The organism is Rhodopirellula islandica, assembly GCF_001027925.1.
Classification (GTDB): Bacteria; Planctomycetota; Planctomycetia; order Pirellulales; family Pirellulaceae; genus Rhodopirellula; species Rhodopirellula islandica.
In genome coordinates this window covers 1-19,301 of record NZ_LECT01000002.1, presented here as the reverse complement: position 1 = coordinate 19,301, position 19,301 = coordinate 1, and the positions used below count along the sequence as shown (strand labels likewise).

The following is a 19,301-nucleotide window of genomic DNA, read 5'->3' as shown; positions in this document are numbered from 1 at the left end:
CCGGTTCCTCACCGGGCGGCTTGCGCCACACCGCTAACATCGTCACTTGTTGTTCACGCGTTACGAATGCGACGAATCAAGCAATTCGAGGAAGACCGGTTGGCTGATTCGTCCTGCTCGCCAATCCAACACATTCCCTTGTGAGTCGCAAACGATGGTGACCGGCGGACCTTGAACGGCGTAAGTCGCCATGACCTCCGCGTTTTCCGGATCGCCCACGTCAATCGCCACTGGGACGAACTCCGCATTGACCAATTCCTTCACCTCCGAATCGGCCCAAACTTGACGCTTCATGACCCGGCAGGGAACACACCAGTTGGCAGTGAAATAGAGAAGAATCGGTTTGTCAGCCTTGGCTGCTTGCTGCTTCGCGGAGGCGTAGTCCTTTGCCCAAGCGATCTCGTTTGCGGGAACGTAGAAGCAATGCCAAGCATAGCCCAGCGACACCACAAGAAATGTCAGCCAGAAGCAACGCCAGAAATGAAACAGGGGCTTTGGCTGCGGGGGTGGATCCATCGTCTCAGCGGGCGGAAGGTCCGATTTGGTGTCGTTCATGATTGTTCTCGATTGACGGTCGGGTAAGTCCTCTACCTGACCCCCGCCATTTCTCTCCGCTGCCCGACACCGATTTGCAGAAAAAAATCTTTCGCCCCCTGCAGGCCCAGATCCGCCCGCAGTCCAGCGAACAAAGCTTCGCCGCTCTCCGCCCGATTTCAATGGAGACTCGTGGGCGAATCGGAAGCAGGAGACGAGACTGGGAGTATCGTTCCGCCGTGGCTGTCCAAAACTCGGTACACCGAAGTCGGCCACCGTTGCAATGAAGCGGGCCTTTGACTTAACTGACCGAACACAAAGCCTCTCCCCGTCGAAGCCCTCTCTCGCAGTTGGCAAGCAGCTTCAGTGCCCGTGTATCGATGCTCATTAGCATTTTTAACCTCCGTGTCCGCATACATTCGACATTGGGGATGATCGCGATGGCACGGAGAAGAAGCAACGTCGGTTCGCATTGAAATCCCTCCCATCCCCGCAACTTCTCGTTCTCTGTGGCGAATACCACCGCTGGCTCCCGCCAGTAATCATCGCCCAAAACGAGAAACTCGTATGACGGGACAACCAAACGAGTCAAACACCCTCGTTATGCTGAAGCCATTACTCGCGCATCCTCATCGCGTTGCTTCACGGGATAGACGCAAAAAAGGAGACTTTTGGCATCCACAGAAGTCCATTATTGGTGCAAATGTCAAGCCAACCTGATCGTGACCCAATGCCAGTAAACTGCTAACATACGCTAGAAATTCCTCCCGAGAATGCAATTGAAACGCCACGCTCCCCATCCAACGATGAGCCAAAGCTCTGAAGCGATTCAGAAACTTCTTCTCGCCCACTTTCGTGGCGACGAAAACGGTTTCAGGGATGCTGCGTGGGATGTGGTGAGAGAGGAGCGTCGACTCAATCACAGTGTCTTTGCGAATGAACTGGAGAAGATCCTGGAACGCGGCAATGGGCAATCCCCTTCAAAAACGTTTTTCGCGACACTCAGTACCAACAACGGCAATATGCCGAAGGACAGCGACAAGAATGCAAATCTGATTGAACTATCGCAGCCCGTTACGGATCTTGACGAATTGATCCTTTCGCCCGAGTTGCAACGCGGTGTGGACCGGATCATTCGAGAGAGACGAAGCTCCGAGCTGTTGCGTTCGCACGGCATGAAGCCAGCTAGCAAGTTGCTCTTTTGCGGACCTCCTGGTTGTGGCAAAACGGTAGCCGCTGCCGCACTTGCCAACGCACTCTATTTGCCACTCGCCACTGTCCGTTTCGACGCTGTTGTTTCGTCGTATCTTGGAGAGACAGCCGCCAATCTGCGTAAGGTCTTTGATTACGCTCGAGTTCGACCAGTGCTTTTGTTCTTTGACGAATTCGATGCAATTGGAAAAGAACGCACCGCGATGGACGAACACGGTGAACTCAAGCGAGTCGTCAATTCGTTTCTGCAAATGTTGGATAGCTTTCATTCCGAAACATTGACCCTGGCGGCAACCAATCATCAGGGGCTAATCGACCCTGCTCTCTGGCGTCGGTTCGACGATATACTTCTGTTCGACAAACCGAGCCCTGACGAAATTGAAACTCTGCTTTGCCGCTACTTCCGACAAGTGACGCTTAGTAAATCGGTGCGTATTAAATCAATTTCGAAACGGCTCGTTGGAATGTCCCATGCCGATATCGAACGTCTTGCATCGGATGCCATCAAGGACGTGGTGATGAACGAACGAGGTCAGGTGACGCCGTCCGTTTTAACCTCTGCAATCGAGCGTCAAGAGAAACGCATCGGCATCACGCAAATGGGCGATTCAGCAGTCGAGACAACTACAGCCAAGCGATCCCGACGATCTCAATAACATGCCTCATGTAGAAAGCGATCAGCGGTACCCGCACCTTCAGCTTGTGGCGGAGGCGGTCAATCCAGATCGTAGAAAACGACCTGCCCCGCCAGCACCACCACCTGATCGAGGCAGTCGAGCGCACTTCGGTAGCGAGGTGCGTCAACGTCTCGACGAAATGGAAGGGCAACTCAATCGCCGCCCCGCACCACCCTCGGCAGTTCAGCCGCACCTGGTGTTTCGCGTTCCATTGGTGAAATCCGCTCCACCATTGCAGATGAAGGAACTGCTCGAAGGTGCCGGCATTTCCGTGGTTTCGATCGAAGCCGACAACGCAATTATCGCCTTCCGAGATGAATTGGATCTGACCAGTTTCCGCGAAGTCCTTGACGGTTACGAACAAGGCCCTGCAACAAATCCGAAAACAGGCCAGCCATATAAATCGACTGGTTTTGACGCTATCGAATACATCCAAATCGAGCAGATGCGACTTTGGAATCGTGAAGACCGCATCACAAAACGACTGGCTGACGCGATTGGATTAAGCGGCGAAGCCATCGACTCGGATAAATGCTATGTAGTTGACGTCGAGCTTTGGCATCGCGGGTCTGTCGAACTGGCACGCGCGGCCACCGTGGAACTTAAGCTTGCGATTCAATCAAGTAACGATCCCAACGATCGTGTCTGCGATACGTTTATCGGGCAGTTGATCTGCCTCGCGCGGATTAGCGTTAAAGGGGCAACTCTCAGTCGTCTACTCGACCTGGACATTGTTGGCGAGATCGAACTGCCGACGCAACCGAGTTTCGATATTCAACAAGCAAGGCGGGCAACCGAAAGAGACTTCCCGGCGACTCCACGACCACCTGTCGACGGCCCAAGCGTCTGCGTGGTCGATAGTGGGATCGCAACGAATCATCCACTGATTGCCAACAACATCGGCCACGCTGAGTCAATCTTAACGACGACAGAAACAGCAACGGATCAAAACGGACATGGAACCATGGTGGGTGGACTTGCGGTTTTTGGAAGCGTTCTTGGTTGCTACGAAGACGGTTCCTTCGCTTCACCAGTTACCCTCTATAGCGCACGCGTACTCAACGACGAAAACCGATTCGATGATGAGGAACTCATCATCCATCAAATGCGTCGAGCCATTGAAGTCTTCACCCGAGATCCGTACCGATGCCGTGTGTTCAACATGTCGCTCGGGGGTGATAGCGCTTGGAAGCAAAATAGCGACCGCCAGAGTATTTGGGCTGAATGTCTCGACATTCTTGCTCGAGAATTCAACGTGCTGCTGGTTATTTCGGCAGGGAATCACGACCTTGGTTTTGGCTTTTCACCCGAAGAGGCGGAAGCGATCCTCACGACCTATCCCGAATATTTGTTTCGTGACGAGTGTGGCTTGACCGAACCCGCAACGGCAGCTATCCCAATCACCGTGGGCGGCATCGCCGAGCACGATGCACCCGAGGTTCTTCGGGGAGCGGGAAAAAACGACATCAATCTGGGCATCGCGCGTCCCCACCAACCCGCACCTCTTACTCGCATCGGTCTAGGAATCAACGACGCCATCAAGCCTGAATTTGTCGCCTCAGCTGGCAACCTGAGCTTTCGTGGCTTCGCTGGCTCCAAGCAAGTCGATGTTGAACGTGGCATGTCAGTCATGTCGTTGAGCAACGAACCAACCAAACAGCTTTTTGCATTTGATAACGGCACCAGCATGGCCGCACCGCTCGTGGCCAGAACTGCGGCAGCCGTTTGGCACAAATTGCGTGACGAACTTGGCGAGGAGCCACAAGCAAATTTGGTTCGTTCGATTCTCGCGGCCTCTGCGACCGTGCCAATGCCAGCTCAAGACCTGATCGCACCCAGACATGGCAAAGAAGGCATACGGAAAGTCTGTGGCTACGGGAAGATCGACGACGACTTTGCACTTCAATCTGGCGATCGTCGCCCCACGATGTACTACCAAGGTGCAATCCCAATCGACACCTTCGCCATCTTCGAGGTACCGATTTTTGACGAATTCAGAGATGCGAACGGCAAAAAACGAATCACCGTATCTTTAGCGTTCGATCCACCCGTTCGCCGTCGAAGGGCAGAGTACCTTGGCGTGCGGATGCAATACGCACTCATTCGAGGCAAGTCGGTCGATGAAATAGAGAACGCCTATCGTGCCTTAGAAGAACAGGAGCGAGCGTACTATGGAAGAACCGGCGAGAAGCCACAGGGCGCGTTTCAAGGTTCTGCCAAATGCAACTTACAGCCGAGCTCCAAAGTACTCGCGTCGAGCACGCTGCAACGATCGTCTTGGGAGTTCATGAAATCGAAAGCCGAATACGGTGACAGCTACTACCTGATCGTTCGCTGCGATAGACGCTGGGCACCCGAATCGTTCATAATGCAGAACTTTGCCGTCACGGTCACTCTGGAAGCCGACGAGCCGCGACTGTTCAATCTCGTGCGGAACCGAATCCGCCTCCGTGACCGCCTCCGTGACCGCCAACGCTCGCGAAGCTAACAGTGGGTAGGTTGCTACAGAGCTTCCACCGTGTCGGCGGGAATGTGCAGTAACGGGCCGGTGACGCCTGCGTGATCGAGTGCGACATCACCGGTGAAAAGGTCAATGGATTCAATTTCGAATCGTTCATCATCAGCCAAAGGTCATTGGATGGCTTGCCACTCATCACTTCCATTGTCTTGCGGGCACGGTAATCGTTGGAAGTGATGGGCAACACTCGCAGGCTGCTGCTGGTGGCTTCTGGAAATCGCTTGCGATGGTGAGGAAGGCCTCGCAAGGGTCAGGCCTTGTGTTCGATTTTCCGTCAGTCAGGTGGAACGAGTCGGCTTTCGACGGTCCGCTTCACTGCTCCGGTGGCCGACACCGGGGCGGGCGAGATCACGTGGGTTTGGACGCGGAGGTGTGTTTGACCGACGCGGATCTGGGGGAATCGGAATCCGCCTGGGCTGATGCGACTCCGCAAGAAGGAAATGCTCTCACGACATCCAAACCGAAACGATGATGAACAGGAGAGCAGCGAGGGCGAATGTGAATATCAGCCCTCCACAGCCAATGGAACTGTCGGATCCGCTCACATCGCCGAAAAGATCGAAGTCGTCTAGCAAGGTGCTGGCTCGTTGGTGGATGGAACGAAAGGCCGATGTCGGTGAAGGCCGGCTTATTTTAAGCAGGTACGCAGGTGTCATCGGGTATGTGAGCCGTTTGGCGTTAGCCACGGTTCCCACGCAAAACCGGGGCTAACGCCCAAACGGCTCACAAGGTGAAACCCAATCATTCCTGCGTACCTGCTTCACCCTCAACAGGTCGACAGGAGTCTTTCGGCATTTGAAATGACTTGGCAAGCGTGGTTGCATCCACGTCCAACCGGGGCTAACGCCCAAACGGCTCACACGGGGAAACCCAATCATTCCTGCGTACCTGCTTCACCCTCAACAGGTCGGCAGGAGTCTTTCGGTATCTGAAATGTCTTGGCAAGCGTGGTTGCTTCATCCCGGGAGGGATGTCAGATGGTAGCCGGGGGTTGCTGCGTCGCAGCGTACCCCCGGAAAACGAGCGTCCCAAAAAACACTCTCCATCCCGCCGTGGCCATCGGCCACGGCGGGATGGAGAGTGGTGGCGTGGGGGCATGTCCGTCGGTGGCGCGATCGCTTACCGACGGCTACCATCTGGAATCCCTCCCGGGATGAAATCTTGCGCAACCACAGTGCGTCACAACGCCAAACCTTTCGCAGTCCAGGCGAACGCCCAAATGGCTCACATGGTGATGCCCGATCATTATCGTTGCTGTGCTTCCAGTTGCTCCGCCATGGAAATCACCAATGCGACGTCCGATCGATCGCCAGGGCCGAACACGCATGGTTGAATGGGGCGGAGTCGGATCCAGCGTTTGAGTTTCGTCAGAAGACGCCTCATCTTGCCAGCGTTGCTCGTTGAGCAACTTGGTCCACAATCGGGACGGCGCTAACGCGGTAGAGTGCTGCTGGCCCACGTTGAAGGAGCGGAGCGATTTTGATTTTGGCGGGCAGTTGATCTCGCAGAGATTCGATGGCGATGTGCGAATCAACAATCAAAATGCAGTTCGAGTTTCGAACCAGGAACCGTTTGATGCCTTGATCGCTCAGGTGGGCGAAGTGAGCGATGTTCGCTCGGTTGAGATAGAAGGGCACTTCTGAAAACTCGTGCTCAATGGTGGCGATCGGTGTGGATTCGTCGACACCAAGTTGGTTCGCCAATGGCGAGGATTCTCCAAAGAGGGTCTGGGATCGGCTGTAGGCAGGCACCATTTGGTGCATGACCATGACCGCAAACAGGAAGGCGAACACGGCGGACGTTCCCCAAGCGATTCGGGCTTGATGTCGATCCGCCATCAGCACCAATGATGAAATCAGCAGAGCCGCCCACAGCATGGCCCAAGCGAACAGCACGGCGGTGGCGTCGTCCGTGTAGATCATCGCATACACCACGAATGCGACGCCAGCAAAGCATGTGGACGCGGTTGCCGAACGTGCGGACCAGAATCGAGCAAAGAAGTGCTTTTGCGGATGGCTTGCATCGCCAAGAACGGTGTGCAGGTAGTGCCCGACCATCAATGCCAGTGCCGGAGCAGCTGGCAAAAGATAGGTGGGGAGTTTGCAGCTCGACATGGAAAAGAACGCGAAGCACCAACCACTCCACAGCAACAGGTACCCGATGGCTGGAGGTCGTTGGCGGCGAGACCGTTCGTCACGCGCCATCAAAAATTTTGCGTAGGGGATCGTCAGGAACGACCACGGGTGACCGGCGATCAGCAGGACAGGTAGGAAATACCAGATGGGCTTGGGATGGAACTCGCCAGCGAACCGGGCGATGTTATGTCTGTAAAAGAACTCGTTCAAAAAAGTTGTGTCTTCCAGGTGCACGAGCAGAAACCATGGGGCGGCGATCATCGATGCCACGCCACCGAGAACTCCGTAGTGCCACCAAGCAGGGCGAGCATGAGCTTCGGAAACCCAAGTCATTGCCAGCACCGGGGGAAGCCAAAGCACGATCGCGATCGGTCCTTTGGTCAGAAACGCCAAGCCAATGCAAACGCCCGATAGGATCCACCACCTGAGTTGCAAAGTTCCCGCAGCACCGGTCGAAGTGGGATTTCGAATCGCCTCCAACGCGGCGAAAAGTGACAGCGAGACAAACAATGCCAATACGCCGTCGAGCAACAGGTAGCGACTCGTGAAAGCAAACCCGACCGAGAGCAAGAGGACGACGCCCGCGTGCAGTCCGACAGTTCGCCCGAAGAGTCGTGAGCCAAAGAACATGGTGGATGCCAACGTGCAGATCGCGGCAAAGGCGGGAACCAAACGGGCGGAAACCTCGCTGATTCCGAACAACTTGAAACTGATTGCACACAGCCAGTACAGAAGCGGCGGCTTGTCGTAATAGGTCTCGAAATTGAGTTGGGGCAAAACCCAGTTGCCGGTCGCGATCATTTCTCTTGGGATTTCAGCGTACCTGGTTTCGTCGCGGTCAATCAGCGGGTACCCCAGGTTGGCGAACATGAACATGGCTGCAAGGAACAACAGTCCAATTTGCAACCACTTTGGGTTCAGACCAAAGCAACTGGCTGATGTCGCTTTCGGCTCTTGGCAATCGACGTGCTCCGGGACCGGGAACTGGACTTCGTTCCACCAGTAACGCACCAAAGACGCGAGTACCGTTGGAATGTGCTTGATCGAGACCGTGCTTTCACCGAGCATGCGTGGCCGGTGCGAGACACCGACTTCAACAACGCTGTGACCGAAACGTTTTGCTTGGGTCAGCATCTCCGAATTGACAAGGAACCCGTCTCCGGTGAGACGCAACTTCTTGGCGACGTCGCGATGAAACATTTTGAGTGCGCAATCGACGTCGCGCACCCCGGTGTTCAACATCGCTCGAACCAGCAGGTTGTAGACTCTTGAGTAGAGACATCGCAGCGACGAATCTTTCCGGTCGATGCGATAGCCACAAACAATGTCGTAGCGTTCCGATAGCAAAACGAACCGATCCAGTTCGGTCAGATCGAATTGACAATCCGCATCGGTGAAGACAACCAGGTCACACTTTGCTTCGGAGAAACCGGTTCGAATGGCCGCACCGTAACCTTGATTGCGTGGGTGCTGGACCAGTCGCAATGAGGGAAGGAACTTTGCGAACTCCCGAACCGTTTCAGCGGTCGCGTCATGACTGCCGTCATCGATAACGATGATTTCGTATTGGCTGGTGATCGAAGACAAAGCCGAATCGGCTTCCGTGATTGCGTCGGCGATCACTTCCGCTTCATTGTAGGCAGGCAAAATCAATGTGATCGACGGCGTCGGGGGCGCTTTCGCGCCCATCCTGGCGGTGTCAGCGAATGGCGTTTGTGTGGTTTCGATCTCGTGCATCCGTGCACTCCTTTGTACTGAAGGGTTAGTAGTTGAGGCGAGGAGATTGTCCTGGTTGGATTGCGAGGACCGCAAGTGGAAATCGTAAAGGCTTAGTAGTTGAGTTTGGGAAGCATCTGAGCTGTCGTCTGAGTCGGCGTGCTGGATAGAGAGAGGAGAACCCTGGGAGTCCTTCCGCGACGTTTCAGCTTTCGTTCAGTCTTCTTCCGTCAACAATTCGTGCATTTGCACGCGATCTTCAAAGGACTCGAAGTCTCGGACCTGCAAGTTGAATTGATGCAGTGCTTTTGCTGTCCAGCTTGGCCACGGGGACCAGTCGCTTCGCTGCGAAGCCATCACATTGGTCGGCAACCAGACTTGTTGCACGAGCGTTGCGCAGAGCAAGATGGTGGTGAGTGCCATGATCGCCCGCCAATGAGCTCGAGCCGGTTTGTTCTCCGCCAGCATCACCAAACGTTTGCTGCGGCGAATCAAAGTGCTGTCATCGTTTCCAAAGGCAAGCGTTCCCTTGGGAGCACCATTGCAGGGCTGGCGACGGCATTGCTCGGCAACTTTGGCCAGGGTCCTCAGGTAGGCGCTGAACTTTCCGATCGTGGTGGCTGCAACTTCGTCGCACAAGAATTCGCGTGTCAATTCAGCCTTGTGTGCCGCGGACCGAACCATTGGGTGGAACCAAAAGAGCGTCGAGCAAATGCCTTGCAGGAAGTGCTGCATCGGGTGCTGGGTACGCAAGTGCTCGAGTTCGTGAAGCAAAACGTGCCGTAGGGTCGCGTCTCCAGCATGATGATCGTTGATCATGAACGACGGCAGCACGACCACGGGGCGGTGCAACTGCCAGCAGAACGGGCCTTGGATTTTGTCGGAGACACAGATCGAAAGCGGTTGGCACTCGTTTGACGAGATATCGGTTGCCTGGAGTAGTTCTGCGGCATCGATTGGATCGCATTCATGTCTTAGAAACTGTAGCAAGCCGATGCATAGCCAGCACCGCTGCACGATGGACCAGACCGCTCCAACCGTCCACACACTCAACAATGCGATCGCGATTCGGGTTTGCCAGACCACAATTTCAAGCATCGATTCACGCGATAGCGTGACGGGGAAGTGAAACAATCGACGGTGGGGAAGCAACAGTGCCGCGGCAACCAATCCGATGATGCAAAGAAAGCAAGTTGTCCAGAGTCGACATCCCCAGCGTGCGTCCACGACCCAGCGCTGCAACGCGGCAGTCATCGCAATGACAATCGAGATTTGCAAGCACAACGTGCTTCCGACTTCCAATGCAAATCGAAGATCCATCACGAGTCCCCGAGTTTGGAGGCGGCTTTCTTGACCGCTTCAATGTCATCCGGCGATACCGCATCGGATTCAAGTAGATTCAATACGAGAGAGCGAATGGATCCACCAAACAACTGGTCGGCGAGCGATTTCACCATGCCTTCCTGGACTTGCTCTCGCGAGACTTTGGGTGTGTAGGTGAACGCGCGGCCGATCTTCTTCCCACGGCGGACGATCTTTTTGTCTTCCAAGATCTTCATCGTGGTCAGCACCGTTGTGTAGGCGAGTTCGCGATCGATGGTGTCGACGACATCGTTGACGGTGACGCTGCCTTTGTCCCAGACTACATCCATCACTTCAGCTTCGCATTTGGTCAGCTCAACTCGCTTTTTCGATCGTGGCATCAGTGGGTATTTCAGTGAGGAACGCGGAAGAGTGACGTGAAGTTTTGAGTTGGAAGTGGCAAGACGTTCGCTTGCAAACCGAAATGAATTGCTACTCGCGAAGTTTGGCCCAGCGGTGATATTCGCGTAGGTCGACGTTCTCGGTCACAAACGTGACATGGCCGTCGCCCCACAAAAAGTTTGCTCCGCCAGGGTGACGACTGGAAAGATCGCATTCGTCTGCCAGTGGATTGTTGATGCCTTCCAAGGCCGAACCAACCACGCGGGCCGCAGCATCTTCGCCAGCCAGGCTGACACCAATCCAAGTGGATGGGACCTGCGCCATCGTGCGTTCGCCCACGATGATTGTGTGGGATGTCCCTCGAAGGAAGTCGCGAAATCGCGTTGCCCGGTTCTCAAGAAATGCGCCATCACCAACCGGTGCTGGGGTGGAGTCATCCGCTTCGATGGTGCCAAAGATGCCCACGAAATTGGCGGTTGGCAACTGCATCAAAGGAATCGATTCTTCGCTGTTCAGCGAGGCCGAGTCGCTCTCGATGGAGTCGACTTCATGGCCCTCGAAGAGTGTGAAGGAGGGTTCGGTGATGTCGGACGGACAAAGCATCCAGGGCAGCGACGTGGATCGGGCGAGTTCGTGTCGAGAGTCATCCAACGCCCGTTTCATATCGATCTGAACGGCGAGTGCATCTTCGTCGATGAAGGGCAGCAGTGGCACGACCCAACCAAACGCAGACGTGGTGCTGGGGTCAAACGTCCAACCAACGGGAAGCTGCTTTTGGGCAGCGTGATGGCCGTGAAGCGCGAGACCGATTTCACGCAAATGATTCGTGCACTGCACTCGCCGCGCGGCCTCGCGTGCGGACCCCATCGCTGGCAACAAGATTGCCGCCAATGCACCCAGGATCGAAACAACGATCATCAGCTCAAGGATCGTGAAGCCACTTTGTGGAAGTGGCGTTGGGCGGTGAGTGATCGAGTGGGTGTTTTGCATGTTGAGTGACCACGTCCGTGTGGGGTGATGCAAAACAAGATACGAAGGAATTAGTTTTTTGGCAATCCCGGTTTTGCGAGTCGGATCGGGTTGCTGTAAAAACTAAACGGTTAGTAAGTAGGGAGCTGGCAACCGATTCCTCCAAGCGGATATTCACGTGAAGCTTTCCCTCGTTTCCCTCTTGTCGCAACGACGATTGCTGACGAGCATTTGCCTGGTCTTCACCGTGCTTGGCTCAGGGCCGAGTCATGCGGAAGACCCGTTGTTCGCGAGTGACCTTCCACCGACACGCTTGGTTTCGCATCCGGCGAATTGGTTGGACACATCGTTTTCAACGGAGACGGTTTTCCCGCCAGCGCCGGAGGTCGTCCGTTCCGTCGAGTGGGATCGTTCCTCGCTGTGGCAGCGAATCCAACTGGATCACCAAAACTACTACGACCTCGAGACATTCCGATTCTTGACGGGAGGATTCTTCCTTGGTGCAGCGGTTGCCAACACGCAATTGGACGATCAATTGCACAGGCACTTTCAAACCAGCGTCAGAGGTGCGACCAGTGATGATTGGTCCGAATTCTTGCACGCAGACAAAGAGCTCGGCAACGGTCTGTATTCGCTTCCGGTTTTCGCGACCGCTTGGGCAGCGGGAGAGTACTTCGAGGACTCGCCGATGTTGGTCACAACAGGGCGTTGGGGTGAACGATCGATGCGTTCGTTCTTGGTTGGTGCACCGCCGTTGATCTTGGCTCAACGGTTGACGGGTGGTTCACGCCCCGGCGAACTTGATCGCGGATCGCGTTGGCTCCCATTTCAAGACAACAATGGCGTGAGCGGGCATGCGTTTATGTCCGCTTTGCCGTTCATCAACGCGGCCAAGATGACGGACCGTCCTCTGCTCAAAGCCAGCTTCTATGCGGGTTCGTTTCTTGGGCCGCTTTCGCGTGTCAATGACGACGCTCACTATCCGTCTCAAGTTGCACTGGGATGGTGGATGGCCTACGCCGCCGCAGCCGCGATTGACCGGACGGAGTTGTCGGATCGCAACACGCAAATCCTTCCCTACATGAGCGAAAGTGGTGGTGTCGGTGGCATGTTGGAGTTCCGCTATTAGCCAACGAGCCCGACAATCACGGCCGTTCCGGTTGGCTCTATTTCAGCCGAATCAGGACTTCGTTGCGACGCAGAGCCGCGGGAGTGAAGGGCGGATCGTAGGAGGCGGCTTCGACTCCGCTGGTTTTGTTCGACTCATCTTCTTCGTTGACGGCTGCGGTCAGGCCCTTGGTTTCCATCCAGGCTCGTAGTTTGGCTTCAGATTCCTTGGCGAGCTTTTTGTCCAACTTGCCGGGGAATCGGATCACTGCGAAACGCCCGCCGGCTCGTTTGCGGACATCGACGTCGGGGCCGGTTGGTGAGGGAACGCCTTCGACCGCGACTTCCTTCGGCATCACAAATCCCATCTGGACTTCGGAATCGGCTTGGTCGTTTTCCATGAAGACTGGAGTCGTCATGGAAATCTTTTGCTCGGCTTCGTTGGCTCCCGAGATGTAGCGAAAGAGCTTCATGAAGCTGCCGTCTCGGCCTTCCGCATCGATCTTGGTCTTCGTTGCGACCAGCATCAGATCGGGATACTCGCGAATTTCAAACTCGCCGTCGGACTCGATGACTTTGTATTCCGCCGATTCGTATCCCGCTCGCGTGGTTCGGCTCAGCAGGAACACTCCGCCGGTGACCAGAACGGCGATCGTTGCGACAGTCATGATTTTTCGACGGGACATCGGATTGCCTTTTGTCTGCGCTGGTTGATGGCGACAGATCGGAAAGCGAATCGTCTACCAATGAACCATAGATGGCTGGCTAGTGGTCTGTCAGGACTTGTTTTTAGGGGAGTGGACGAGGCCACGAGTCCTGAACTGGTGTCAAATCCAAGGACTCGTGGCCTCGTCCACTACGACCAACCCTGACTTTTCGCTTTGACAGACCACTCGTTCGATCGAAGCGAGCTCGTTCAACACGGGAGCCTACCGCTGAACGCTCTTCGCGATCCCGCGAAGCATGACCGGGAAGACGAGGCCGTGCAGCGGCAACACCGCGTACCAATAGGCCAGGCCCAGCAAGCCCTTGGGGCGGAATCTGGCCGTCATGACCACCTGCGTTGTTTCTGCGGAGGACGGTTCCAATTGGAAGTCCAGTTCTGCTTCGCCGGGCAGCTTCATCTCGGCTCGCAAGGTCAGGCGTTCGTTGGGAACCAGTTTGGTGACTCGCCAGAAGTCAACGGCTTCCCCGTAATGCAAATCACGAGGGTGGCGGCGGCCACGTCGGAGTCCGGGCCCGCCGATCGCTTGATCCATCCAGCCGCGAATTCGCCAGAGGAAACCCGCCCCCCAGTAACCATTGGCTCCGCCGATCGATCGAATCTCGGCAAAGGTTTGCTCGACGGAACCTTGGACCGAGATTTCGCGGCGGTCGGTCAACGTTGTTCCTCCGGACCAGTCTGGGTCGCCCGGGATTTTACCTGCGGTGGACCAACGTGTTTCGATATCGCCTTGCTGAGTTTTGCCCAACGCTGCCTCAATGGCCGCTTCAATTCCCAGGCATTCACCCGGCATCAATCGCACCGCATCGTCGTTCCGGCAAACGGTGCGGTTCTTCAGACCCTCGGAAAGCGGTCGGGCGATGCTGCTGCTGACCGGCGTCACCAAACCGATCCAGAGGCTGCTGAGGTACGGAGTCAAAACGGGAACCGGCAAGATGATCCGGCGGCGCAGTTTCAGTTTCTCCGCCATCACCTGCATGACATTGCGATACGACATGACATCGGGGCCGCCAATGTCCAAGGTTTTGCCAGCCGTTTCTTCCACATCCAAACAAGCGGCGAGGTAGCGAAGGACATCACGAATCGCGACGGGCTGGGTTTCGGTTTTGACCCACTTGGGAGTGACCATGATCGGCAATCGCTCCACCAAGTAACGCAGCGTTTCAAAGGATGCAGAGCCGGAACCGATGATCATCGCGGCTCGGAAGACGGTGGTGGGCACCCGGCCGGATTGCAGGATTTCTCCGACTTCGTGTCGACTGTCGAGGTGTTCGGAAAGGTCCGCACCCAACTCGCCCAGCCCACCGAGGTAGATGATTCGTCGACACGAAGATTCCTGGGCGGTGTCTCGGAAACCGGTCGCTAGTTCGCGGTCTCGTTGAGCGTATTCACCTTTGGCGGACTGCATCGAATGCACGAGGTAGTATGCCACATCGATGTTCTCGAGAGCTCGCCCGGTGGCCTCGGTGTCTTCCAGTTCGCCTTGGACGACGGTGAGACGCTCGTGCTGTCCCCAAGAAAACTTGGTCAGTTTTTCGGGGCTTCGGACGAGGCAAGTCACCTGGTAGCCCTCTTCCAGCAAACGTCTGGCCAGGCGTCCTCCGACATAGCCGGTGGCTCCGCAAATTAAGATGCGTTGGTCGCGGGAGGAGGATTCCGTCATGGGTGAACCGGTTTCAGGAGGCAGCAGGTGGTGCGCTGTGTCGTACGATTTTTTTCGCCGCAGCTTTTTCGCGACCGTCAACGCTCTGCAGACAGGTTAGCAACGCGTGAACAATGAGTGACGATGTTAGCGGTGTGGCGCAAGCCGCCCGGTGAGGAACCGGAGGGCTCGCGCCCTTCCGCTACGTCACTTATTGTTCACGCGTTGCTTCGCGGGAGGAACAGGTGGCGACATGGTTCATCTAAGAAAAGGAACCGTCGGCTGCCGGGGAGTTGGCACGGGCTTTGCGAAGTTGGCCCACCACGTGCCGCTCGTCGGCGTTTGAATCGCCGCCAACTGCATGACTGTTCTACGATGAATCTCCTCGCTCAACTCGATCGTTGCTTCGGGTTTCAATCCTTTCGTCATGGTCAACGCGAGGCCTGCGAATCGATTGTGGCTGGCAAAGACACGATTGTGTTGATGCCAACCGGGGCCGGCAAAAGCCTGTGTTACCAACTGCCTGGCATTCTTCGCGAAGGAGTGACGTTGGTGGTCAGCCCGCTGATTTCGCTCGCCAAAGATCAGGCGGAACATCTGAAGGAGGCTGGTCAGCCAACGGTCGTGCTCAACAGCACCCGGACGGCGAAACAAATCCAGTCCGCTCGTTCGAAGATCTCAGCGGGAGAGGTCAAGTTCGTTCTCACGACACCGGAACGATTGCAGAAAACCGACATCTGCGAATTGCTCGCCGGTGTGGGAGTCGGGTTGATGGTGGTCGATGAGGCTCATTGTGTCAGCCAATGGGGGCACGACTTCCGTCCGGACTACTTGTGTTTGCCATCCATCCGCGAGCGATTGGGGAATCCGCCGCTGGCCGCACTCACCGCAACCGCATCCGAACGAACGCTGGATGAGGTGCGATGCTCGCTGCGTTTGAACGACCCAACCATTGTTCGAACCGGAATCGATCGGCCCAACTTGCGGATCGAAGTCGTTCGTTGCTACTCGGCGGAGGACAAGCTGAAGCAGTTGCATCGTGCTCTCGAGATCGAAGGCATGCTGGAACGCACCGAGCCAGCGATTGTTTATTGCGGAACGACCAAGACGGCTGACCAGCTGGCGAAATCCTTCGGTGGATTGTGCTACCACGGCAAAATGCGAAAGGCCGATCGAGCCGATGCCCAAGAAGAGTTCATGAATGGATGCCCGAGAGTGATGTTTGCCACCAATGCGTTTGGGTTGGGCATCGACAAACAGGACCTCCGCCAAGTCATCCATGCTGAGTTGCCGGGTTCGTTGGAGTCGTACTACCAGGAGATGGGGCGAGCTGGGCGAGACGGCAAGCGATCGCGTTGCACGCTGCTGTATGATCCGTCCGATGTGGACCTGCGGAAAATGTTTGCTGGCGGGATGATCGAGGCAAGCAAGATCATGACGGCGCATCACACATTGGTTCGCGGCGTCCATGAGCTTGGTGAAAACGGTGAGGTGGCGTTGTCGAAGCTGGCCCCGATCAGTCCGCTCGGCCGGGTCACGCTGAAGAACTGTTTTCAATTGTTGTCGTCTCGCGGCATTGTCGCTCCCGCTGGGCGAGGTCGATGGCGTTTGATCGTGGAAGAGCTCGAGCACCGTGTTGCGGACCGGTTGGAGGAAGCAACTCGAGTGAGATCCGAGGATCGTCAGGTGGCACTGCGTGAGATGGTCGAGTTTGCTGAGTCGTCGAAGTGCCGGTGGGAATTGCTCCGTGAGCATTTTGGCGTCAGCGAAACGACGAACGCGGATTGTCTTTGTGATCAGTGCGGAGCCGTCGCGGTTGCGAGTGCGTGAGGGGCTGGCTGTGAAGTACCCGATGACACCTGAAGGTCGATACTTTGTTCACCAGCAACGATTGTGGCGGTGCACCAATCCGAACTTGAGCGAGACGGAGCGTCAGCAATTCGTTCGCGAATTGATGAAAGCGAGACGGGACGTGAAGTCTGCGAAAGCATCGGGTGATAAAGACGCGATGCAGATGGCTCGCGATGCGGTCAACGAGGCGAAGATCCAGCTCGGGGAACGCGGGCCGACTTGGTGGGACGACGACACCGATCACAACCGTCAACTGGTGAGGAATACACCCTACGCGGATTGGTGGGAGACGCGTTGAAACCGGCAGCCAGCTTTCTTTCGAAGGTGCCATTGTGCGGTTGGCTGGAACGGCATATACGCATTGTCCAAACACTCGTTCCACCAGGTGTTGTGGGCTCTCGATCGGGAGTCTGCACCCGCTTCCGTCAGTCCGCTCATGAAACGCTCCCACGACTCGCTTCAAGGTTTCCTGCATCTGCTTCGGGCACTCATTCGCGAACCCTCGGTCGTCGGCGTGGAAGACGCCTTCTTTCGCGTGCTGCGACGCGAGTTGGAAGAGTTTCCGGTCACGATCACCCGTTATCACGGGCTGCTGGTCGCTCAAGGCAGTGATCCAGAGAGCAATTACCTCTCGGCGCACGTGGATCGACACGGGTTGCTTTGCACCGGTCCCCGTGAGTTTCAGTACGCAGCCTTCATTGCCGGGAACCGTGGGGAACTGAATGGGGATTCGATTTCGGAGCAGTTCATGGAACTGATCGCCGGCCGTTTTCGCGGCCAACGCGTGCAAGCTCACACGCCCTACGCGGGATCTTATCTCGGACAAGGCACGATCACGGAATCCTTCATTTGCCCGCGTCGCAAGAATTTGATCTTCGACATCGATGGGCTGGACTTTTTGCAACCTGGGACGCCCATTTCATTCGTCGATCGATTGCGGGAAGAAGATGGTCAAATCTCAGCCCAGCTCGACAACGTCGTGTCCGTCGCGATTTTGATTGAGATGATCCGCCGCGGTTTTCGCGGCACAGCGTTCTTCACGGCCGGCGAAGAATGCGGGCGGAGCTATCGATACGTTGCGGAGTGGTTCCAGCGATTTGATTTGAAGACGCAACGTTTGGTCGTGTTGGACACCAGTCCGTTTCCAACCCAAGAAGACTTGAACGCACAAGAAGTGGTGCTTCGGAATCGTGATTCGGTGGCGGAGTTTGAGCCAGCCGTCACGGGGGAACTCAAGCGGGTCTGTGATCAACTGAAGGTGACACATCGCTTCAAAGACGAATACGTGAGCGAGCTGAACAAGACGCGTGAAAAGCAAATCTCGATCGGCCGAACCGAGCTCGGACGGTTGATCGACGCGACCAGCGGGGATGTCTCCGGAACAACGTTGCAGTTGCCGACGTCGTCCTATCACACCCAAACCGAAACTGCCAACTTGTCGAGTGTCGAGGCGGTGCTGAAAGTCTTGACCCGTCTCACTGGTGCAAGTGTTTGAATGACGATGGGATTCGAGTTTTTTCCGAAGGGTGGGTTGGAAGCTTTGATTGCCGATCAATTGCAACGGGGCGGGGTTGATCGATGAGAAGATTGAAACGCGGAGAGGCGGAGGAGCGGAGCATCGCGGAGGATGGAACGAGGGTGTTTTTAACCTGTTGGAGATTGAGATAGAACCGAAAGAAGTAGCGGTCGTGATTGTTGGTGCAGCGATCGAAGTTCCTCGCCGGCTTGGTCTCATTTGGGTTTGATGAAATTGGACGTTGGCATGTTCATCAATTTTCGCAAAGCCAAAATGATTGACGGCCAGCGTCGTCAACCGTTACGGCGGATCCAAACCAGGTTGATCGGTGACCTCTCTCCGCGAAGCTCCGCTCCTCCGTTTCTCCGCGTTTAAAATGGCCCGCTGATTTGGAAGGTGGTCATTGGGTGATCGTTAGTGGGTGACGATTCGGCCCAGTCGCCCCGATGCAAACATTGCCGTCTTTCCGAAGGGTGGGTTGGGATCTTTGACGTCCGATCCATGGGAACGTGGTGTGATTGATTGATGAGAAGATTGAAACGCGGAGAGGCGGAGGAGCGGAGTATCGCGGAGATTGGGGGGAAGAGGGTGCTGAGCTGGTGGTGATTGAGATGGAATCAAATGAATTTGACTGATGTGGTCATTGGTGCAGCGATCGAAGTTCATCGCCGGCTTGGTCTCATTTGGGTTTGATGAAATTGGACGTTGGCATGTTCATCAATTTTTGCAAAGCCAAAATGATTGACGGCCAGCGTCGTCAAACGTTACTGCGGACCCAAACCAGGTTGATCGGTGACCTCTCTCCGCGAATCTCCGCTCCTCCGCCTCTCCGCGTTTAAAATGGCCCGCTGATCTGGAAGGTGGTCATTGCGTGACCGTTAGTGGGCGACGATTCGGCCCAGTCGCCCCGATGCAAACATTGCCGTCTTTCCGAAGGGTGGGTTGGAATCTTTGACGGCCGATCCATGGGAACGTGGTGTGATTGATTGATGCGAA

At 55.8% G+C, this 19,301-nt stretch carries 14 protein-coding genes; 6 read left to right on the top strand and 8 right to left on the bottom strand.

Features of this window, described 5'->3' with window-relative positions:
* Positions 1 to 60 precede the first annotated feature (60 nt).
* Positions 61 to 555 (bottom strand): thioredoxin family protein, encoded by a 495-nt coding sequence (locus RISK_RS00630; protein ID WP_047812327.1) that lies wholly within the window; start codon positions 553 to 555, stop codon positions 61 to 63.
* 752 nt (positions 556 to 1,307) lie between these two features.
* Here RISK_RS00630 and RISK_RS00620 point away from each other — a divergent pair.
* Positions 1,308 to 2,402: an AAA family ATPase gene (locus RISK_RS00620; RefSeq protein ID WP_083434701.1), complete on the top strand. Its 1,095-nt coding sequence runs from the start codon at positions 1,308 to 1,310 to the stop codon at positions 2,400 to 2,402.
* A gap of 139 nt (positions 2,403 to 2,541) precedes the next feature.
* Positions 2,542 to 4,911, top strand: coding sequence for a S8 family peptidase (locus tag RISK_RS00615; RefSeq protein ID WP_047812324.1), 2,370 nt, complete (start codon positions 2,542 to 2,544; stop codon positions 4,909 to 4,911).
* Positions 4,912 to 4,925: 14 nt separating this feature from the next.
* On the opposite strand, the gene RISK_RS33325 is transcribed toward RISK_RS00615, so the two are convergent.
* From RISK_RS33325 to RISK_RS00595, 5 genes are all read right to left on the bottom strand, one after another.
* Positions 4,926 to 5,051 (bottom strand): hypothetical protein, encoded by a 126-nt coding sequence (locus RISK_RS33325; protein ID WP_261340204.1) that lies wholly within the window; start codon positions 5,049 to 5,051, stop codon positions 4,926 to 4,928.
* Positions 5,052 to 6,320: 1,269 nt separating this feature from the next.
* Positions 6,321 to 8,813 carry a glycosyltransferase gene (locus RISK_RS00610; protein ID WP_047812323.1) on the bottom strand — a complete coding sequence of 831 codons (2,493 nt, stop codon included), beginning with the start codon at positions 8,811 to 8,813 and terminating at the stop codon, positions 6,321 to 6,323.
* Positions 8,814 to 9,008: 195 nt separating this feature from the next.
* Positions 9,009 to 10,112: a M56 family metallopeptidase gene (locus RISK_RS00605; protein ID WP_047812322.1), complete on the bottom strand. Its 1,104-nt coding sequence runs from the start codon at positions 10,110 to 10,112 to the stop codon at positions 9,009 to 9,011.
* A complete protein-coding gene (locus RISK_RS00600) occupies positions 10,112 to 10,495 on the bottom strand; it encodes a BlaI/MecI/CopY family transcriptional regulator (RefSeq protein WP_047812321.1) in 384 nt (127 codons plus the stop codon). The genes RISK_RS00605 and RISK_RS00600 overlap by 1 nt, the downstream gene beginning before the upstream one ends.
* 91 nt (positions 10,496 to 10,586) lie before the next feature.
* On the bottom strand, positions 10,587 to 11,486 hold the full coding sequence (locus RISK_RS00595) for a DUF1559 domain-containing protein (protein ID WP_083434699.1): 900 nt from the start codon (positions 11,484 to 11,486) through the stop codon (positions 10,587 to 10,589).
* 157 nt (positions 11,487 to 11,643) lie between these two features.
* Between RISK_RS00595 and RISK_RS00590 the strand changes: the two genes are divergently transcribed.
* Positions 11,644 to 12,594, top strand: a complete 951-nt coding sequence (locus RISK_RS00590) for a phosphatase PAP2 family protein (RefSeq protein ID WP_173442598.1) — start codon at positions 11,644 to 11,646, stop codon at positions 12,592 to 12,594.
* A 37-nt stretch (positions 12,595 to 12,631) separates the two neighbouring features.
* Here the strand turns inward: RISK_RS00590 and RISK_RS00585 are convergent, their stop codons facing one another.
* Positions 12,632 to 13,258, bottom strand: coding sequence for an SOUL family heme-binding protein (locus RISK_RS00585; protein WP_047812319.1), 627 nt, complete (start codon positions 13,256 to 13,258; stop codon positions 12,632 to 12,634).
* Positions 13,259 to 13,501: 243 nt separating this feature from the next.
* Positions 13,502 to 14,959 (bottom strand): SDR family oxidoreductase, encoded by a 1,458-nt coding sequence (locus tag RISK_RS00580; RefSeq protein ID WP_047812348.1) that lies wholly within the window; start codon positions 14,957 to 14,959, stop codon positions 13,502 to 13,504.
* A gap of 354 nt (positions 14,960 to 15,313) precedes the next feature.
* Here RISK_RS00580 and RISK_RS00575 point away from each other — a divergent pair, with 354 nt between their 5' ends.
* From RISK_RS00575 to RISK_RS00565, 3 genes are all read left to right on the top strand, one after another.
* Complete coding sequence (locus RISK_RS00575; protein WP_047812318.1) at positions 15,314 to 16,768, top strand: RecQ family ATP-dependent DNA helicase; 1,455 nt, start codon at positions 15,314 to 15,316, stop codon at positions 16,766 to 16,768.
* 22 nt (positions 16,769 to 16,790) lie between these two features.
* Positions 16,791 to 17,087, top strand: coding sequence for a hypothetical protein (locus tag RISK_RS00570; RefSeq protein ID WP_236695914.1), 297 nt, complete (start codon positions 16,791 to 16,793; stop codon positions 17,085 to 17,087).
* Between the two features lie 138 nt (positions 17,088 to 17,225).
* Positions 17,226 to 18,284, top strand: coding sequence for a zinc-binding metallopeptidase family protein (locus RISK_RS00565; RefSeq protein WP_047812346.1), 1,059 nt, complete (start codon positions 17,226 to 17,228; stop codon positions 18,282 to 18,284).
* Positions 18,285 to 19,301 lie beyond the last annotated feature (1,017 nt).

Coding starts and splice junctions, on each gene's coding strand:
- RISK_RS00565 (WP_047812346.1), top strand. CDS start 17,226: ATGAAACGCTCCCACGACTCGCTTCAAGGTTTCCTGCATCTGCTTCGG.
- RISK_RS00575 (WP_047812318.1), top strand. CDS start 15,314: ATGAATCTCCTCGCTCAACTCGATCGTTGCTTCGGGTTTCAATCCTTT.
- RISK_RS00605 (WP_047812322.1), bottom strand. CDS start 10,112: ATGGATCTTCGATTTGCATTGGAAGTCGGAAGCACGTTGTGCTTGCAA.
- RISK_RS00585 (WP_047812319.1), bottom strand. CDS start 13,258: ATGTCCCGTCGAAAAATCATGACTGTCGCAACGATCGCCGTTCTGGTC.
- RISK_RS00620 (WP_083434701.1), top strand. CDS start 1,308: ATGCAATTGAAACGCCACGCTCCCCATCCAACGATGAGCCAAAGCTCT.
- RISK_RS00580 (WP_047812348.1), bottom strand. CDS start 14,959: ATGACGGAATCCTCCTCCCGCGACCAACGCATCTTAATTTGCGGAGCC.
- RISK_RS00570 (WP_236695914.1), top strand. CDS start 16,791: ATGACACCTGAAGGTCGATACTTTGTTCACCAGCAACGATTGTGGCGG.
- RISK_RS00630 (WP_047812327.1), bottom strand. CDS start 555: ATGAACGACACCAAATCGGACCTTCCGCCCGCTGAGACGATGGATCCA.
- RISK_RS00610 (WP_047812323.1), bottom strand. CDS start 8,813: ATGCACGAGATCGAAACCACACAAACGCCATTCGCTGACACCGCCAGG.
- RISK_RS00595 (WP_083434699.1), bottom strand. CDS start 11,486: ATGCAAAACACCCACTCGATCACTCACCGCCCAACGCCACTTCCACAA.
- RISK_RS00600 (WP_047812321.1), bottom strand. CDS start 10,495: ATGCCACGATCGAAAAAGCGAGTTGAGCTGACCAAATGCGAAGCTGAA.